The organism is Acetivibrio sp. MSJd-27, assembly GCF_018918095.1.
Taxonomy (GTDB): Bacteria; Bacillota; Clostridia; order UMGS1840; family HGM11507; genus HGM11507.
Window position 1 is genome coordinate 1 of record NZ_JAHLPV010000034.1, and the last position, 19,138, is coordinate 19,138.

The window sequence follows — 19,138 nt, forward strand, 5'->3', positions numbered from 1 at the left end:
CTTAACGCTTCGCCGGAATCCGGCTGTTCTACCGTGTTGATGAACACTTTGTCCAGTTCATAGGTTTCATCCGGTGTGAAGGTGATGGGATAGGAAATGCCATCCTTCACATATTTGGAGCCCACAAAGCTTGCCGTGCCGTTTTCCCCAACGGATACGGTCAGAAGGGCGAAATCCCATGCTGTTGTCTGCGGATTGGAAATCAGCTGAGGATAGGGATAAGCAGCACTTGCGTCCACACTGTATGCAGAACCCAAAGCCGCGCTCTTTAAACTGGCTTTGTCCACTGGGGTTACACCGCTTATGCCGGATAATCCGTCTGCTTCCGCATTTGCAGTCAATGCATAACAGTTGGTGTAGGTAATCGTACCTCCTGTCTGTGCCAGAACCTGTGTTCCGGCAGAAGATACAATCTCACCTGCGTTATAGCAGTTTGTAAATTTCAGGTTTGCACTGTGCTGGCACCCACCAAAAGCACTTGCTACGCCGTTTTCATCAGTGGCAGTGATCATTCCCAGGTTGTAGCAATCCACAACACCATCATCGTAGCTGGCACGATGTTTTCCTGCAATACCGCCTGCCAGATTTACCGCGGTAACATTTCCGGCATTAAAGCATTTATAAATATGGGAATAGGAACAGCCAATAATTCCGCCCACTTCCTCATTGCCAATTATATTCCCATAATTTGCACAGTTCTGAATATCTGCTTTATTCGGTGCAACTCCGACAATACCGCCGACATATATATCGGAACCAGTTACAGAACCGTAGTTCACACAGTTGGTTAAAACAGTCGATATGGAACTGTTAGAGAAACAGTCACCGACAATGCCGCCGACACTTTTACTGCCCGTGACAGCTGCTTTGTTCACGCAGCCGTCAAAAGTTGAAGTACTCAATCCAGCGCCGGCAATACCGCCGACTCCGGCTTCTGTACCGGTCACTGTTCCGGTAACAGTCAGGTTTTTAATGGTTGCATTCGTCACGGTAGAGAACAGACCGGTCGAACCCGTCTCGGTGACAATATTCACTTTAATGGATTTGCCGTTTCCGTCATAAGTGCCGGTAAAGGCTGCAGCGCCGTTAATCGGTGCTGTAACTTCCGTTGTAATATCTGCTGTCTGTTTAAAATAGGCTGACGGATACTGTGCTACCAGTTCCAAATCCTCATAGTTTTCAAGGAGATACGGATTTTCTTTCGAACCCAATTCTGGAGCCGGCTCCGGAATGCTGGCAAGCTGCGGATGATCGGAATAGGTGTAGTCAATATATGCCGTCGATTCGCCGGCGTTCAGCATTGCTGCGGTAATCGAAGTTGCGGCGTCAACAGTTCCGGTGCTGGTCGCAGTATCGGTTGTAAGATAATAGCAATTTGTATAGGTTGTAGTGCCGGAGAATTCATCCGCTACCAAAGTAGCAGTGGAAGTTGTTCCTTTATATTTCACACTGCCTGTATTATAGCAGTTCGTTAAACTCGCTGTTTGGCTGGCTCGTTCATAGTTAAACAATGCTGAAGCACCGCGGGTAGCATGTGTTGCGCTGATGTTTCCGGTATTATAGCAGTTCGTCAGCGCAATCCCCGCTCTGCCGGAACCCAGAATACCACCGAGCCATCCGTTCCCGGATATATTTCCAACGTTAAAGCAATCGGTGAATTTTGCACCGGCACTAGCGTAGGCGCTGGTGGAAGCCCCCATAATTCCGCCCACTTTGGTGCCGCTGACTGCACTGATTGTGCCGAAATTGGCACAGGATGTGAAGGTGACGAAAGGTCCGCTTGTAGCCGCGGCAGCAGCCCCCAGAATTCCTCCGGACAGTTGAAATGAAACACTGCCTGCGAGGTTTCCTTTATTGACACATTTTGTGAAAGTGGTGACTGTTCCTTCTGCTACATAGCCAGCAATACCGCCAATATAGTTGCGGGTAGCCGTAGTTAAGGTGATGTTTGCCTCGTTGGTACAATTTTCAAACGCAGTGGAGACTGCCTGACCGACAAAAGCGCCGCAGTAGTCGAAAGCGGTTGAAATGGTTCCTGTGACAGTCAGGTTTTTGATAGTGGCACCGTTGGTTTTGGAAAAGAGACCGGCGTAGGTTGATGTTGTTGTTATTGTAACCGGTATAGAAAATCCTCCGCCGTCATAGGTTCCGGTAAACTCTTTCGTGGAATCTAAAACAGGTGCGGTTACAGCTTCTGTAATATCAGCAGTCTGTTTAAAAGATGCATCCGGATATTGAGAAATCAATTCCAAATCCGCTTTTGAAGAGATCAGATACGGGTCACCTTCTGTACCGGTTCCGGAAGCTGCAGAGGCGCTGATTGTCAAACCTGAAAACAGGGAGACCAGCAGGCAGAGAACCACTGCCAGGGACAAGGCTTTTTTCATTTGAAATACCTCCTTGTATTTATTTTTATATATTGTTATTGTCTGAAGCGAAAGGGATTGCAGTGTGGATGAGGCACTGCAGCATTTCACTTCTGAAAAAGAACGGGCATAATTATTGCGCATAGTACACAGCGCAGAGCACAGCAACCGTGACATTCCACAAATGCCGCCGTGTGAGATAATCTAGCAGAGACTGTTTCAAATCAAAAAACTGCCATACGTGCCGTGTACGGGCAAATCGCTTGTGAAACAAGCGATTGAAGGGCGGCCGCCCTTCAAAAAGAGTTTGCTGAATGATTTATAGACTTGTTAATATATCCCCACAACTGTTAGCAGGAGAGTTGATTTGCGAAGCATGCGGAGGACGGACAGTCTGCATTTATAGTTTGATTATACCCGAAACACAGCTTGTATACCGTGCAGATATAACCTCGCTGTATGATCCTTATTCGAAAGCAGCGGGTACCTTATTGAAGGATCGAGCGGCGAGCAGTATCTTGTACTTCGCTCGGTTGAAACGCTGTTAAGGTAACTTTTGCTTCGCAAAGGTTTTCAAAGAAATCTTGTTATAATCGTCTATTGTTCAAAAATGACCAAAACAGCAATGATACAATGATAGTTGGATAATAAAAAAGTTTTTCTTTCCGAAAAACGCAGCTGCGCTTCGCACGCTGTTTTTTGAAACATGCAATTGCGCACGATCCCGCGCAATTTCCTATGTTATAAAAATAGAGTTTCCTGTCTTTTCGGCGGCAGTATGGCTTGTACGCCGCCGAAGGTGTTGAATGACAGGGATGTCGTTCTGAATGAACGAGAAAGCTTATATCAATTTCAGTATAAAACGGATTTCGAAAAAAGTATAGTTTCGATCTTGCCATCTTTTTGTCCGATATTGCTCTCGTTTTTCGAAAAAAGTTTTGTTGTGAAAAAGAAAAGGCAAAAAATTTTTCATAAATAGGATGAATGAAGGATTTCGTTCATTTCCAAAAGTGATAAAATATTCATTTTGTGATATGGCTTTTCTATCCGTGGTTCTGGATACTGTGTTCTATGCGCAAGAGTTTCATTCCATATGATTTTCATATCAAAAAAAGATAAAAATAACAGCAAGAATGTGCAAAGACAGAAAACGTTTTTTCGGATACAATAAAGACGTATAATGGTATTTTACGGGATTGGTCGGTTTTTGAAAGAGGAGAACGATAAGGAGGAAAAATTCTATGAAACGAGCGTTTAGTATCTTGCTTGCAATATGTATGACCGCTGTTTTCCCTGTGTGTGCAGAGGGGGAGAAGAGTTTCCGATTTTCCTTGGAGAATACAGAGAATTTTCAAATTATCCCCAACAACACCGAAATTTCTGAGGAAAATGGGATGTTTTGTGCTGTGGGAACAGAGCTTCCATCCTTTTACCTTTTGCCTTCTGAACCCCTGAAAGTGAATAATCTGAATCTAACGGTTCGCTATAAATTTAAAATTGAGTCAGAGGGAACACCCAGTTATGCGGCGATCCGGCATTATGGCATGGATTCCGCCATGAATACGGCAATGACGATGGTTCGTTCCCCAAAAAGCGGGCAATGGTACGAAGGGGAATATCCTCTTTATAAAACCACCGCTTCCACTGACAGGAAAATGTTTGAACCGGGAAGCGAGATAAAGCAGCTTCGGTTTGATGTGAAAAATACCACGGGCAAAGAGGTCAAAGTCTTTTTGGAATACATTGAAATAATCTGTCATGAGGATGATACATTGGGCGAAACTTCAGGGACAGAGCAAATTCGAAAAGCGGAGGAGCAGATCAAAAAGGCAAAGCCGGGGCAAACGGTTATCCTTCCCGACGGGGATTACCGGAATGTCAGCTTTACTGTAAGCGGAAGCGGAACGGCGGAACAACCGGTTACCGTACGGGCTCAGACACCGGGCAAGGTTCGGTTCTCCGGCTTGTCGTCCATGGTGATTGACGGAACTGGGGTAACAGTGGACGGCATTCTGTTTCAGGATGGATGGAGTGCCAGAGTGATCACGTTTTCTCAGGATTCCCGCAATTGCCGCCTGACAAACAGCGGGATTATCAATTTTAATGATAGGGACAAGGCGACGGATACCCGCTGGGTGAATATCAACGGGAAAAACAATCGGGTGGATCACTGCTTTTTCCGTGATAAACGGACGCAGGGAGTCTTGCTTGAAGTCCTGCGGAGAGATGAAGAGGGGGATAACCACCAGATAGACCACAACTATTTCGGTTTCTATGAAAAAGGGATTGCCAACGGTGCGGAAACCATCCGTATCGGAACCGGGAATTTTGCGCAGAGCAACTCAAACACAATCATCTCCAACAACTTTTTTGAAAAATGTGACGGGGAAGCGGAGATTATTTCCAATAAATCACAGGGGAATCTGTTTCAGAACAATACCTTTTTCAACTCTGCCGGATGCCTGACACTTCGCATGGGAAAAGGAAATCTGGTGGAAGGAAACCTGTTTGCCGGCGGTGCGGCTGGATTGCGGGTAATTGATGAAGATCAAACGGTGAGAAATAATTACTTTTACAGGATGAGCGGCAGGGGAATCGCTGTGGAGAGCGGTACCGATCCCAATCCGGCCGCTTACTATCCCGTGAAAAATGTACGGATTGAGAATAATACGTTTGATTATTGTACCGCGGCTGCTGAGATGAATTATGGAATGACAACTCCGGATATGACAGTGGCATATCCGAGAAAATACCCGCCTCAAGGGGTGTTTCAGAAAAATTTAATTTTTGCGGATGATGGGAAACAGGCGGTGAATGAAATAGGAACTTCCTGCCAAATCAACTATTTGGATAATCAGCAAGTAGGTGGAGAGCAAAATTCGGTTGACGGCTTTTTGTATCAGAAAATTGCATTGCTTCGAAATGACACCGGTTTTTTATATACGGATTCTGCGGCCGTCGGCGCGGATTTGTCAAAATTGGCGGAAACGCCGCTTGACCCTGTTGACATGATGCCGGAGTGGATTGCGGAGAAAATTCGGAAAAGGGAAGCGGGGTTTGAAGCCTCCGGAGTTTCTTTCCGGCAGGACTCGCCTTTTGGAAACAGGGATATGATCGCACTGGCTGTTGGAAAATCCAGAGCATACAGGCGGGGGATTGTCCCGGTTGACGCGAGTCCGTTGGTCACCCCTGTTATTTTACAGGATAAGACGATGGTGCCGTTACGATTTATCAGTGAGGCCTTCGGGTTTTCGGTAGAATGGGACGAAGGAGAACAAAAGGTGACCTTGGAAAAGGATGGTGTCTGTGTGGAATGCTGGATAGGCATTGACAGGATGATTGCGGGCGGAAAAGAAATTTCCCTTTTGTCCGCCCCGGTTCTTGTGGAGGAGAGAACGTTTCTTCCTTTGCGGGATGTGGCGGAAGCAATCGGAAAACAGGTTTACTGGGATGACAGAGGGATTATTTTGATAGGGGACGATGACAGCTTTCTTCCGGAGAAAGAGTTTTTTGATTTGGTGATTGACTACCTTGGATATTAAGAAATGAGATATGGCAAGGCTGGGAAAAACAGAATGTTTTCCCAGCCTTGCCGCTTTTATTCGTAAAGCATATTCAAAAATTCCTCCACCATAATCCCGTCCTTCCAGGAACCGCCCAGCCGGTAAGTTTCGTAAATAGCGGTGCGTACAAAGCGGTGCGCTTCCAAAACGGAATCACAAAGTTTTTTCCCTTTTGCGAGACAGCCGCATACTACGCTGGCAAATGCGTCTCCGGTACCGCAGTATTCCCCTTTTACATAGTCGCAGGGAATTTCGATCCCCTGGCCGTCCTCCCAAACGATAATCGATTTCCCGGTTTTCATTGGCACGCCGGTTATTACAATGCTGGGAACAGAGAGCATATTAGACAGCTTTTCGGCAAGCCGGATTGCTTTCTTCGGTTCGGTTTCCTGATATGGAATTTCTGCAAGAAGACAGGCTTCCGTGTAATTCGGGGTAATCAAATCCGCATTGAGGCAGAGCTGAGCCATTTTTTCAATGCTGTTTTCATCAAATGCGGAATACCGTTTTCCGTTGTCACCCAGAACCGGATCCACCAAAAGTTTTGTGCCGCTTTGTTTTAATTGGACAAAATACTTTTTTACAATATCCATTTGTTGATTGGATCCCAAATATCCGCTGTAGGCAAACGAAAAGCCGCTGCTTTCGGAAAGTATATGGGCAAACATCTTATCCAGATGCTGGGTCAGATCCACAATATAGGGATTATCAAAGCCGGTATGGGCGGATAGGATTGTAGTGACCACCGGGCATACTTCTATTTTCATGGCGGACAGAATAGGTATGATGACCCCCAAGGAACATTTTCCCACACTTGACAAGTCGTTTACCGCCAGAACCTTATGCTTTTGCATGATTCATTCTCCATTTCGTTTTTCGTTTATCAACTGACATTATTTTAAACCGTATCGCGAAAAAAAACAATACAAAGTTGCAAAGCAGAAGGATTATCATTGACAATTGAATCGTTTCGGGATAAAATGGAAAATAAATAACAAGAAAAGAAGGAGAGCTGAAACGATGGCAATATTGGTAGCCGGCGGCGCTGGGTATATAGGCAGTCACACTGCCCTTGAACTGTTGGAAAAAAAGGAAGATGTCATCTATCTGGACAACTTGACAAAAGGGCATAAAGACGCTGTGATGGGCGGAAAGTTCTATCAGGTGGATTTGCTGGACACGGAAGCTTTACGCAAGGTGTTCCGCGAAAATGAGATCGAAGCGGTAATTGATTTTGCGGCTTTTTCTTTGGTGGGAGAGAGTGTGAATGAGCCGATCAAATACTATCAGAATAATGTGGGGGCAACCATTAATCTTCTGAAAGTGATGCAGGAAGCAGGAACCAAGAAAATCGTTTTTTCATCCACGGCCGCTACATACGGGGAACCGGAAAATGTACCGATTTTGGAGAGTGACCGCACCGAACCAACCAATCCTTACGGTGAAACCAAATTGGCTGTGGAAAAAGCGTTGAAATGGGCAGATCGGGCTTACGGAATCAAGTATGTATCACTGCGCTATTTCAATGCGGCAGGAGCCCATATCAGTGGAAAAATCGGAGAAGATCACACGCCGGAGACCCATTTGATCCCCTTGATTTTAGATGCGGCGCTGGGAAAACGGGAGTCCATTTCGATCTTTGGGACGGATTATCCCACGCAGGATGGTACCTGTGTGAGGGATTATATTCATGTGACGGATCTGGCAAACGCACACATTCTTGCAGTCGAGAAACTGCGCAGAGATCATACCAGTGCAGTGTATAATTTGGGAAATGGAAAAGGATTTTCCGTGCGGGAAGTGATCCATGTAACCAAAGAGGTGACAGGGCTGCCTATCAAGGTAATTGAAGCGGAAAGAAGAGCAGGAGATCCAGCTGTATTGATCGCCTCTTCGGATAAAATCAAAAAAGAATTGGGATGGAATCCCCGGTTTGCTGATTTGTCCACCATTGTGGAAACTGCTTTCCGGTGGCATCAGAGTCATCCAAACGGTTATGAAAATTAAAAAATAACTGTGGGCAAGATGTCCCCCGCCGCTTCAGGCGGCGGGTTTCATATCCGCAGTCAGCGGGAGTGCAATCTCCTGCTGACTGTGGCACTGCCAAGCAGTGTTCTTGTCCTCGTTGAATGACGGGACAAGCCCTTATTGAACGAAAAACAGACAAAAACAAAGCCAAAGGAGATTGCCCTTTGGCTTTGTTTTTTATGTCATATCAGAGAATTCATTTTATTCTTCTTCCTGCGGTGCAGCGGATACCGCGGCGGGCGCTGTGTCCGGCGCATCCTGTTTGGAGGAAGCCAGAGCTGCTTTGTACTCCAAGATAATTTGGTTATAGAAAGAGCACTGTGCGACACTGAAATAGCAGGCTAGGAAAAGAAGCCCGATTCCGGTCGCTATGATTGAAATAATTGAGAGAATGCTGTTTAGTATAAAATGATAGCTGATGAAATCCAGAGAATAGGCAACGATACCCGGCAAAAGACACACAAGCCCCCAGCCTAAAAAACTCAGCTGAAACAAAAGCAGTTTTATTTTATTTCCCTTCATCAGCTGCCAGGACATTCGGAACAGTCTGGAAATTTTCATTTTCGGATTGTCGATAATAAGATAGGGAATCAGTGCAAATCCGTTTAACAGAACATATAACCAGAATGCACCTGCAATCGTCATTATGCAAAGGATAGCCGAAGTGAGAACCGAATGCTTTGCAAATACGAGAACAAGTCCGATTAGGAAGCCGAAAGGTATGGCGGCAATATAACCGCAGGCACTGATGATCAGACTATATAAAAGGTATCTCGGATAAAATTTTCCTGCTTTGAACAAATCCCTAACATAGGGAATATCGTTTCTGCTGAATTTCAGCATGCAGAAGGACAGCCCGAGAGCCATGAAATCTGCAAACGGATAGAGAATGATTTTGGCAATAAAGCTCCAAGCCTCTGATTCAAGCAATGTACCGGGCAGGACAAGTATAAAGCCTGCCGCCCCCGTGACAAGCCCCATAACCAGAACAATTACAAAAGCAGTCCCCCAGAATCCGCTTAGGCTGTCTTTGGCGTCCCTTTTGATTTCGCCGAATGTTGTTTTTAATTTCATAAAAACACCCCTTTCGACAATATTTTACCATATCAGGATAGTTTTTTCAATCTATATTCGAAAAGAAAATCGTGCAAAAAAGTATAAAATACTACTATCAAAATAGAAAAGTATGTGTTATAATGATAACAAATTTGAATATTAAAACACAGTCAGGTGAAGGGAAGCCGGTGCAAATCCGGCACAGTGCCCTCTACTGTAATTGATTCGGACGTTTTAGAAGATTTCAGCCACTGGAGGCGGCCTCCGGGAAGGCAAAACGCCCTTATGTCATAAGTCAGGAGACCTGCCGGCTGTGAATACCTATACCTAGGGGAAGATAGGAAGGGGAATGGCATTGCGCCTTTATCAAGTGATAATTTTCACCTCTCTATCTTTCGGATAGAGAGGTTTTTTTGAGGAAAATGGAGGAATTTGAAAAATGAAACGAAGCGTATCGGTATTTTTAATTGTCTGCATGCTCATTTCGCTGATGCCCTGGACGGTTCTTGGAGCGGAAACGGTTCAGCTGACCGTCAGCGGACGGCAGGGAACTGTCATTTTGCAGACGGAGCGGCAGTTAGAGGAGGACGAAACGGCGCTTACTCTGATTCAAAAGGGATTGGGAGATGATCGGCTGGAGATCACGCCATCTTCTTATGGCGCCTATGTGACAGGAGTGAAACAGGAGGACGGCACATGGCTCAGAGCCGGGGATGACGGTATATACAGCGGATGGCTGTATCGCATAAACGGTGCGGAAGGTACGCAGAGTGCAGAATACTGCAGCCTCAACGCTGGTGATCAGATAGAATTTTATTATTCCGATGGTTCCACCTCAGTGGCTTCTCTGGATATCACACTGCAGGCGGCGGCGGATTATTTGTATCAGAATATCCCACCCAGCTATGGCGGATGGTTTTACAAGGACTGGCAAGTGATCGCTCTGGCCGGTGCGGGTTTTGAGGTATCCGAGGAATACACCGTGAAAACAGCTTCGGAGCTCATCAAGAAATTGTTGTCCGACAGCAGCAATATCACGGATTTGGAGCGCTTTGCCCTTTCCTTTGCTCTGGTGGGAAATGATATCCGTAACTTTCAAGGGTTCGACCTGATTGAGACAATCTATAACTGCAGCCGTGAAAAGATGCTCCGCCAGGGGAACAACGGGCCGGTTTATGCGGCGCTGATTCTTCATTCGCTTGATTATGAGGTGCCGGAGGACGCGGTCTGGACGAAGGCGAAGCTGCTGGAAGAACTGGTAAAAACGCAGAACAGTGACGGAGGATTCGCCCTGTCCCCCGGGGATCCCAGTGATATTGATATCACAGCGATGGTATTGCAGGCACTGGCCTTTGACAAAGCGGCATATCAGCAGCAGATTGACCGGGCGGTGGACTATCTGTCCAAGCAACAGCAGGAGGACGGCGGATATATCAGTTCCTACAGCGGGGACAGCTCCGAAAGTGTAGCCCAGGCTATCATCGGTCTGACAGCAGTCGGGGTGAACCCGGAGACAGACAGTCGTTTCATCAAAAACTACAACAATCTTCTTGCCAATTTGATGACGTATCAAAGAGCCGACGGCGGATTTGCACATCTGGCCGGCGATACAGCGTCCATGTCGGTGTCCACGGGACAGGCGATGATGGCGCTTCAGGCTTATAAAAAATTTCAGCAGGAACAGGGACACTATTTTGATTTTTCCGATTTGAATTTGCCGGTTACAACGCAGATTCCGGCGATATCCAAAAATGCACTGCGTGATTTGTACTTGCAGTGTGCCGCACTTTCATTGGAGGGGTATTCTTCCTCTTCCATTGCAGAATTTCAGAGAAATCTGGAAAACACAAAAATGGTTCTGGAGGACAGCACCGCACAGGGGGACGACATCGAAAAGGCATACCGTCTGCTTATGCAGGCAAAGGATAATCTGTCCCAGAAGGCGTTTGCAATCCTGTCCATTGAGAAGAACGCAGTGAATCAAGGCTTTATTTTTCCTCCGACAAAAGTGGAGCTGGACGGGGAAAACTCCGCTTTCCAATTGGTGAAAAAAGTGCTGGGAGACAGGGTTACCATTCAGGGGGATGCGATCGTGTCCATTCAGGACGGAGGCGAAGCCGGTACTGTCTCCGATCAAATGGCGCAAAAAATGGACGAGCAGGGGATTGTCCCACAGCCGAGAAAAGCGGATGTCCTGTCAAAGGGCGATGTGACGCAGCAATCCAAGTATCTTGTACAGGTGCAGGAGGGTTCTCTGGAAGGGCAGCTTATCCGAATCGCTTTTACTCTGGATGATGGAAAGGATATCGGGTGGGCGCAGGAAGGCAATTATTTCCCTGCTGTCAATGGGAGCGGAGCTTTTTTGGCTGCCGCTTCGCTGAACAGTATCGACCGCAATGCATATGGATCCAGGCAGCTTGCGAAGATTGAAAATGATTTGAATCAGATTTCCGTTCTGCTGAATTCCTTTGGTTCGGAACAGTCGGAATGGGACGCACTGGAAAGCACGCTTAACAGCAGACTTGCGGAGGTGCCGAAAAAGGCACTGGAGGAACCGATCGCTGCGGCGGAGGAAAAACAGGCGTCTGATTATACCTCGGAAAGTTTTCAGGCGATGCAGGCCTGTCTGAAGACGGCAAAGGAAGTGTTTGAAGATATCAGTGCGTCCTCTTCCGAGGTAGCGCTGGCGGCTTCTTCCCTGGAGACGTCTATCGGAAACCTGCAATCTGCCGGCGGCGGAAGTTCGCAGGAGAAAACAGTAGAATTGACGGTAACCCTGCAGGAGATCAATGCAGGGATTCTGATCAATCATAAGAAAGTATCCCTTTCCGACGGGGATTCGGTGTATGACATCCTCGCCCGGGAAGTGGGGGAAGAAAATTTGGAGACCACTGGAGCCGGGGATACCATATATGTCGCCGGGATCAAGCATAACGGAAAGTGGTACCGTGAATTTGACAAGGGGGCAAAGAGCGGTTGGCTCTATACCATAAATGGCAGTACCGTCAGCAAGAGCTGCGGAGCTGTCTATCCTGAGGCAGGAGATAAAATTATCTGGAAGTACAAAGTGGATGGAACCGGATCTACCGGTGGTGCCTCCGGCGGCGGTGGAGGAACCACGGTTACCACCACACCTGCGCCTTCCAATACGCCGGCACCTTATCAGAGAAGGGTGGAGGAAGCAGTTTCCGCTATCGCGCAGAGCATGCAGAAAAAAACAGAACTGACAGAATGGGAAGCATTTACACTGGGCAGAATGGGATTCCGGCTTCCGGAGAATGGTATGGAACCCATATGCAATGCTGTGGTGGAAGCCCAAGGCGATTTTCGCAAGGTGACGGATTTGGAACGGTATATTTTGACATTGACGGCAAACGGGTTTGACGCTTCCAGCTATGAAGGCATGAATTTGATTGAAAAAATGCTAAATCATGAGAATATGATGATGCAGGGGATAAACGGGCCGGCATTTGCTTTGCTTGCGCTGGACAGCGCGGATTATGGTGTGCCGGAGGGTACAAAATGGAATCGGAAGAGTTTGCTGAATGCCATTCTGGAGAGCCAGAATGAGGATGGCAGCTTTTCGCTGGAAAAGGGCGGAGAATCCGATCCGGATCTGACGGCAATGGCGGTTCAGGCAATGGCAGCCTATTCGGACAATACACAGGCGAAGGCAGCGGCGGATAAAGCGCTTGACTGGCTCGGAAAACAGCAGCAGGATGACGGTCTGTTTTTGCTGGATGGCGAGAAGACATCCGAAACAGTCGTTCAGGTGATTGTGGCGTTGACCTCCCTTTCTATAAATCCAGAACAGGATACTCGGTTTGTGAAAAACGGGAAAAATTTGGTGGACTGTTTGTTTGATTTTCAGGTAAGCGATACCGCCTATGAGCATATTCAAGGGCAGGGAGCGGATGATATGGCAACGGAGCAGGCGTTTTACGCCCTTGCCGCTCTGAATCTGCTATACGGCGGAAAGGATCCGTTATTCCGCATCGATCGCCTTTACCGGGATCAGGGCGAAATCTCCGACTGGGCTTTTGAGTATGTGAAAAAAGCGAAGGAACGCTCGATTATGACCGGGGACGATCAGGGACGGTTCTTGCCGCAGAATTGCCTGACCCGGGCGGAACTGACCAAGATTCTCTGTGAGCTTTTTGATTTAGAGCTTTCCGGGGACAGAAGCAATCCCTTTGCTGACGTGGCACAGGATGCCTGGTATACACCTTATATTTTGGCCTGCTATGAAAAGGGCTATGTCAAAGGCACCGGAGAGGAATGGTTTTCACCGGACGCGCTTCTCACAAGGGAAGAGATGGCCGTGATGATCGCAAGAGCCCTTTCTCTGACCGGGGAAGACCAGAGGACGGATGATTGGCAGGAGGTATCGGAGTGGGCGCTGGAAGCCGTTTCCGCCGTTATGAAAGAGAACATTATGACACCCTATGAGGGGAAATTCGATCCAAAGGGCAATGTGACAAGGGAGATGGCGGCAGTCATCGCAGTGAGACTATCTGAATAAGTCAAGATCGGTTCGTCGAATAGGAGAGAGGAATGTGAAAGGTTTGAAGGATAAAAAAGTATGGGTTTCGTTTCTTTTGATTTTTGCGATTATTGTTTTGGGAACAGGCGGAATTCTGCTTGCAAGGCACCAAAAGCTGGCTGCCGAACCATCGGAGGCTCCCTCTCCTACGGTTGCTCAGGAACCCATTACGAATGGTGAAGAGTCCTCAGGGGAAGAAGAAACAGCAGTACCGCCGCAGACAAACACACCCTCACGGGAGGAAAATGCGGATGGAACAGACGGGGAGCGGAACACCCAAGCGCCGCAGCAAGCACCATCCTCATCCGGTGCGGAAACGCTTCCTTCCCAAGAGCCCCCCGTTCCAGCTATGCCGGACAGCGGCGGACAGGAGCCGGCAGCGGAGACAGAAACGCCGAGAAATGTTTCACAGGTCACTTTGTCGATACAGGTTCCAGATGAAAACCGCTATATTCTGTCCCCTGTAAAGGTGGATTTGGAAGAGGGAGATACCGTTCTGACCGTCCTGCTCCGCGCCACCAGGGAACGGAAGATCCAGATGGAATACAGCGGCGGAAAGAAGAACGCCTATGTGGAGGGGATTGATAATCTCTATGAATTTTCCAAGGGAGCTGGAAGCGGCTGGATGTATACTGTGAACGGTGCGTTCGCCGGGAAAAGCTGCGGCGGTGTCACCGTGAAAGAAAATGATATCATCTGCTGGATTTATACGCTGGATTTAGGAAAAGATATTCAGGGAAAGGTATGATCAGTGCATAGAGCAATGTGCAAAGTATATTGTTGCGCTATGTCCTTTATTCTTTGCCCTATGCGGGTATTGAACCCTAAAAATGAAAATTACGACGGAGGAATGCCATGCAAACCGGATTTCAAAATTTAAACCCGGCCGTCTCGTTTGTTTACTTGCTTCTGGCGGTGATACTGTCAATGGTTTTGCTGGACCCGCTTCTTTTGATGCTGGGTCTTGTTTTTGTGTTTGGTTGGTGCCTGCTTGAAAAATGTGCGTTGGACGGCAGTCTTTTATGGATTACGGGGACGGGGCTGTTTGTGCTTCTGCTGAATCCGCTTTTGAATCACCGCGGAAGAACCGTTCTGTTTTATTTTTTTGAAAATCCGGTCACGCTGGAATCTTTTTTGTACGGATTTACCGCCGCGGTTTCCATCATGACAGTGTTTCTGATTTTTATGGTTTATAACCGGATCATTACACCGGATAAATTTATGTTCCTGTTTTCCAAACGGCTGCCCAGAACCTCGCTTCTGATTATGATGTGCCTGCGGTTTATCCCGGCGCTCCAGCAGCAGTATCGGGAGCTTTCCGGCGTGCAGAGAGTAAAGCATCCTGTCGGGCGGAAGCGAAGGCGGCGGGAAACCCTTCAGGAGGCTTTCCGTCTCTTAACCCTGTTGTTTTCCGGCGCGATCTGCGGTGCGATTGAAACCGCTCAGTCCATGCGCGCGCGCGGATACGGCGTGTATGCCAGACGCACTGGCTGGAGGGAACAGCGGCTGACTGCCGCGGATTTATTGGCATCGGTTTATATCTTGTGTACTTTTTTGGGAACCATTGGCCTCTGGTACGGCTTTGACTTGAAACAGGACTTTTTCCAAACGGGCTGGCAGCCGCTGGGACAGCCTGCCATCTATATTGCGGCTGGTTTCTTTTACGCATTTCCCATTTTGACAGAAGGAGTGGAACGGCTGAAATGGAGCTTTTCAAACTGGAACAGTTAACTTTTCAATATCCTGTGAATGATATGCCCTCTTTAAAGGACATCGATCTGACGATTCATGAGGGAGAATTTGTTTTGCTCTGCGGAAGCTCCGGCTGTGGAAAAACAACCCTGTTAAAACAGATGAAACGGGAGATCACGCCTGCCGGCTCTCTTCGGGGAACCATCACCTATCGGGGAATTCCTTTGCCGGAGATAGCGAAGGAGGCTTCCGCCCGTGAAATCGGCTTTGTTTTTCAGAATCCCGACAATCAGATTGTAATGGGGGATGTATACAGCGAACTGGCCTTCGGCATGGAAAACCTGCGGTTTTCCTCCGCTGAGATGAAGCGGAAGATTGCCGAGCTTTGCAGCTTTTTCGGGATGGAAGGATTTTTGGACAAAGAGATCCTCCAGCTTTCGGGCGGGCAGAAGCAGGTGCTGAATCTGGCCTCTGTGCTGTTGCTCCAGCCCAGAGTGTTGCTTTTGGATGAGCCAACCTCCCAATTGGATCCGGTTGCCGCCAAAGAGTTTTTGCTCTTTTTAAAACGGCTGAACGAGGAGTTTGGAATGACGGTTTTGCTGAGCGAGCATCGGTTTGACGATGTCTATCCTCTCTGCAGCCGGGTGCTGTTTCTGCAAAACGGATCTGTGCGGATAGATGCGGAGCCAAAGCAGGTTGCCAGGCAGCTCAGCGCGGAGAAAACCGATTTTATTCCGGCACAGGCCTTCCTCTCCCAAAGACTTCGGGAGCATGTGGACAGCGAGGCGGAGATCTGTCTTACGGTGCGGGAAAACCAGCGGTTGCTCGAACGGAATCTGGATCGGCTTCCCCCATGGGAACCGTCCGTGCAAAATGCGGAGAAAACGCGGGAACCACTGCTGGCAGTTAAGCGGCTGTTTTTAAAGTATACCTTGGAGGGAGCCTATGTCTTAAAGGATCTGTCCCTGACGCTGGAACAGGGGAAGTGTACCTGTCTGCTGGGGGCCAACGGTTCCGGAAAATCCACACTGCTCAAGGCGATCGCGGGAATTTTAAAGCCCCAGGCGGGAAAAATCAAATGGATGCGGGGGCAGCGCTCGGTCACGTATCTGCCGCAGAATCCCCTGCTTTTCTTTTCCTTTGAGCACGCGGAGGAGGAGCTTCGTTCTGTCGGTGCGGAGGAAGAGAAAATAGAACGGCTGGTGTCTCGTCTGGAACTCACCCATTGCATGCAAAAGCATCCCCATGATCTGAGCGGCGGGGAACAGCAGCGGCTGATGATCGCCTGCGGGTTGCTGCGGGAGGCCTCCCTGCTTCTGATGGATGAACCGGCCAAAGGACTGGACCAGAGAATGAAAGCCAGACTGGGAAGCTTGCTTCAAGAATACCAGCAGAATGGGGGAACCGTTCTGCTCGTCACCCATGATGTGGATTTTGCGGCCAGCTATGCGGACAACTGCTGTCTCTTATTCAATGGAAGTACCGTGAGTGAGAAAGGCACGGCAGATTTTTTTGCCGGAAACTATTTTTATACGACAAATATCAATCGGATGGTGCGCCGGCGGTATCCGGCGATGCTGACCAGAAAAGAGGTGGACAGCCTATGGCAAAAAAACTGATTTTGCCCGTATTGGTCATTGGCGTGCTGGTTCTTGCTTACACCTTGTTTCTGGAAAAATATTATCTTCCGGTCAGCTTCCTTATCATCCTGTTATCCTTTCTGCCTTTTTTGCTGCGGTTTGAAAGGCAGGAGCGGGGAGCGGAGGAAATTCTTCTTCTGGCAATTCTGGCGTCCGTGGCAGCGGTGGGCAGAGTTCCCTTTGCGGCCTTACCCAGCGTCCAGCCGACCACCTTTGTCATTATGATGACCGGAATTGTATTCGGCGGAGAATCCGGCTTTATCGTGGGGGCAACCGCCGCTCTGGTTTCCAATCTGTTTCTGGGGCAGGGACCTTATACCCCTTGGCAGATGTTTGCATGGGGGCTTTTGGGACTGCTGAGCGGCGTGCTGTTCCGCTCTCCCTCTTCGCGCAGGATGCCCTTGCTCTGTCTGGCGGGGTTTGTCTATGGATTTCTGTTCGGATGGATTATGGATACCTGGTTCGTTCTGGCTGGCTTCGGCGGCGCGGAATCTTATCTGGCTGCCTATGCCGCCTCCACCTTGTTTAACCTGAACCATTCGATCTGTAACGTGGTGTTTTTGCTTTTGTTCTATCAGCCATTCTATAGGGTTTTGGAACGGGTCAAGGTGAAATATGGGCTGCTGTCGGAAAACCGATTTTATTCTTAGAAGATCGAGAAAAAGGGACAGCGAGGCGATTTGATATGCACCCCAAAAGTTAGACACTTTTGGAGGTGCATATTTTTATGGGAAAGACAGGAAAAAAGAACAGGACATACTCGCCAGGATTTAAAACGTGTGTTATAATGGACATTTATGAATGTTTAACGACAGTCTGACAGCCGGTGGCACGGCTCACGGGATTCTCACCCTCCGCATAGTTCTTATGCAACCGCCCAATGCAGTGACGCGTTCAAGACGGGAGTATCATTATTTCATCATAGCGTCATTGCTGTGCAGAATTGCCTTTTATTCTGCATTTACGGTAAAAATGTTTCTCGCTCCGGCATAAAGGAAAATGAAGTTGATAATTTAAGTCCGACCATCGTGGCGCATTTACTGTATAAGCTCTGCTATGACTGAATGTTGAAAGACTGTCTATACTGCGCCTATGCGCTTTCTTTGTCAAGGAACATTTATTCTAAGCTATTATCAGCCTATCAAAACATACCCGATTTTGAATATGTTTTGATAGAACGATAATTGAGGTAAAAAGGGGTGCGGAAAGGGAACGCACCCCCAACCTCTTTAATGCCGGCTTTTAATCGGGTAAGATTTTGAAATCGGTTACTATGCAGTAAATCAACCGGGCTTCAAGACGCTTTTCGATTTCTTCATCAACATAATAATATTCGTTACCGTATTCGTCTGTAAGCGTCCGTGTTGCCAAACTGCGTATGTACCGCCGGTAGTGAGCGAGAACAGCGCCCAAAGCCTGTCCGTCACCGCTCATTGCGGCAATGATAACCGACAGCGGTAAGTTTTTTACATTTGAGGCCACTCAAAACCCTCCTTTTCCAAATAGTCGCGCATAAGTTTCAGTATACGGGCTCGCCGCTTTGATGCATTCTGATGTACCGTGTCAAGCTCCCTTGCAATTTCCCTGTCGGTCATTTCCATAAAGTATGAAAGCAGAATAATATCCCGCTTGTCCGCCGGAAGTTTTTCAAGAGCTGCCGCAAGCATATCGCCCTTAACAACTATTTCTTTTCCCTAAACATCAAAGGAATATTCGCCGTCAAAATAGTTGTCATACGCTGCCAATTCGTAGAGGTCTTTTTCGGAAAGCTCGTCATACGATTTTTCTTTGATAGCCTTATTGCCAAGCTCACGCCGAATGTACCTTGTTTCATTTTTCAAAACACGGGTACAGAAGGCTCCGAATTGATTCTGTATGCGCTGTTCGCTTTTTTGGGAATTTTTCATTTTCTCACCTCCTTCCGCACTTGCGAAAGTGGTGTTCTGTTTTCCCTTTCATATAGGTAGTTCAGAAGTCGCCGTTTTGGCAACTCGAAAATGAAAAAATTTTGAAAAAATTTTTTTGAACGCATTTTGTTCCCCCGTATTGATATTTTTTGAATATTCAATACGGAGGACGACGGAGCGCGGCTGTGATACGGCGGCGGTTTGCGGTGATGTTTGTCCGAAGATTTGCGGTGATGTCCTTTGAATTTATGTTTTTTGCGCTTTGCTCTGTGCTTCATAAAGTGTCCTCCGTGCCGCAGGGCATATCCGACAAAAAGCATAATTTTGTCCTATGCAGGGCAAT

13 protein-coding genes and 1 riboswitch are annotated in these 19,138 nt (G+C 47.7%); of the genes, 7 read left to right on the forward strand and 6 right to left on the reverse strand.

Annotated elements, in window-relative coordinates; translation table 11 throughout:
• Positions 1–2,387 (reverse strand): hypothetical protein (locus tag KQI32_RS10240; RefSeq protein WP_216424906.1); only part of this gene is annotated, 2,387 nt, incomplete at its 3' end.
• A gap of 1,220 nt (positions 2,388–3,607) precedes the next feature.
• On the opposite strand from KQI32_RS10240, the gene KQI32_RS10245 reads away from it, so the two are divergent.
• Positions 3,608–5,908 carry a chondroitinase-B domain-containing protein gene (locus KQI32_RS10245; RefSeq protein ID WP_216424907.1) on the forward strand — a complete coding sequence of 767 codons (2,301 nt, stop codon included), beginning with the start codon at positions 3,608–3,610 and terminating at the stop codon, positions 5,906–5,908.
• A 56-nt stretch (positions 5,909–5,964) separates the two neighbouring features.
• On the opposite strand, the gene KQI32_RS10250 is transcribed toward KQI32_RS10245, so the two are convergent.
• Positions 5,965–6,783, reverse strand: coding sequence for a pyridoxamine kinase (locus KQI32_RS10250; RefSeq protein ID WP_177691640.1), 819 nt, complete (start codon positions 6,781–6,783; stop codon positions 5,965–5,967).
• A 166-nt stretch (positions 6,784–6,949) separates the two neighbouring features.
• Here KQI32_RS10250 and galE point away from each other — a divergent pair, with 166 nt between their 5' ends.
• Positions 6,950–7,936 carry a UDP-glucose 4-epimerase GalE gene (galE, locus tag KQI32_RS10255; RefSeq protein ID WP_177691641.1) on the forward strand — a complete coding sequence of 329 codons (987 nt, stop codon included), beginning with the start codon at positions 6,950–6,952 and terminating at the stop codon, positions 7,934–7,936.
• Positions 7,937–8,158: 222 nt separating this feature from the next.
• Here the strand turns inward: galE and KQI32_RS10260 are convergent, their stop codons facing one another.
• Complete coding sequence (locus KQI32_RS10260) at positions 8,159–9,031, reverse strand: DUF975 family protein (protein WP_177691642.1); 873 nt, start codon at positions 9,029–9,031, stop codon at positions 8,159–8,161.
• 137 nt (positions 9,032–9,168) lie between these two features.
• Positions 9,169–9,340: riboswitch (cobalamin riboswitch) on the forward strand.
• A 112-nt stretch (positions 9,341–9,452) separates the two neighbouring features.
• Between KQI32_RS10260 and KQI32_RS10265 the strand changes: the two genes are divergently transcribed.
• The 5 genes from KQI32_RS10265 to KQI32_RS10285 all read left to right on the forward strand — a co-directional run bounded on the left by KQI32_RS10265 (position 9,453) and on the right by KQI32_RS10285 (position 17,538).
• Complete coding sequence (locus KQI32_RS10265) at positions 9,453–13,535, forward strand: S-layer homology domain-containing protein (RefSeq protein ID WP_216424908.1); 4,083 nt, start codon at positions 9,453–9,455, stop codon at positions 13,533–13,535.
• A 34-nt stretch (positions 13,536–13,569) separates the two neighbouring features.
• Positions 13,570–14,304 (forward strand): DUF4430 domain-containing protein, encoded by a 735-nt coding sequence (locus KQI32_RS10270; protein WP_177691644.1) that lies wholly within the window; start codon positions 13,570–13,572, stop codon positions 14,302–14,304.
• Positions 14,305–14,411: 107 nt separating this feature from the next.
• Positions 14,412–15,287: an energy-coupling factor transporter transmembrane component T gene (locus KQI32_RS10275; protein ID WP_216424909.1), complete on the forward strand. Its 876-nt coding sequence runs from the start codon at positions 14,412–14,414 to the stop codon at positions 15,285–15,287.
• The gene (locus KQI32_RS10280; RefSeq protein ID WP_177691646.1) at positions 15,260–16,867 is read left to right on the forward strand and encodes an ABC transporter ATP-binding protein; all 1,608 of its coding nucleotides are present in this window, start codon (positions 15,260–15,262) and stop codon (positions 16,865–16,867) included. The genes KQI32_RS10275 and KQI32_RS10280 overlap by 28 nt, the downstream gene beginning before the upstream one ends.
• On the forward strand, positions 16,852–17,538 hold the full coding sequence (locus tag KQI32_RS10285; protein ID WP_216424910.1) for an ECF transporter S component: 687 nt from the start codon (positions 16,852–16,854) through the stop codon (positions 17,536–17,538). Before KQI32_RS10280 ends, KQI32_RS10285 begins: the two co-directional genes overlap by 16 nt.
• Positions 17,539–18,130: 592 nt before the next feature.
• On the opposite strand, the gene KQI32_RS10290 is transcribed toward KQI32_RS10285, so the two are convergent.
• From KQI32_RS10290 to KQI32_RS13450, 3 genes are read right to left on the reverse strand one after another with little or no spacing between them, the layout of a single operon-like run.
• Positions 18,131–18,370, reverse strand: a complete 240-nt coding sequence (locus KQI32_RS10290) for a helix-turn-helix domain-containing protein (protein ID WP_216424911.1) — start codon at positions 18,368–18,370, stop codon at positions 18,131–18,133.
• A complete protein-coding gene (locus tag KQI32_RS13445) occupies positions 18,355–18,555 on the reverse strand; it encodes an RNA polymerase sigma factor (RefSeq protein ID WP_253291157.1) in 201 nt (66 codons plus the stop codon). The genes KQI32_RS10290 and KQI32_RS13445 overlap by 16 nt, the downstream gene beginning before the upstream one ends.
• 27 nt (positions 18,556–18,582) lie before the next feature.
• Complete coding sequence (locus KQI32_RS13450) at positions 18,583–18,795, reverse strand: hypothetical protein (RefSeq protein ID WP_253291158.1); 213 nt, start codon at positions 18,793–18,795, stop codon at positions 18,583–18,585.
• Between the last annotated feature and the right edge of the window lie 343 nt (positions 18,796–19,138).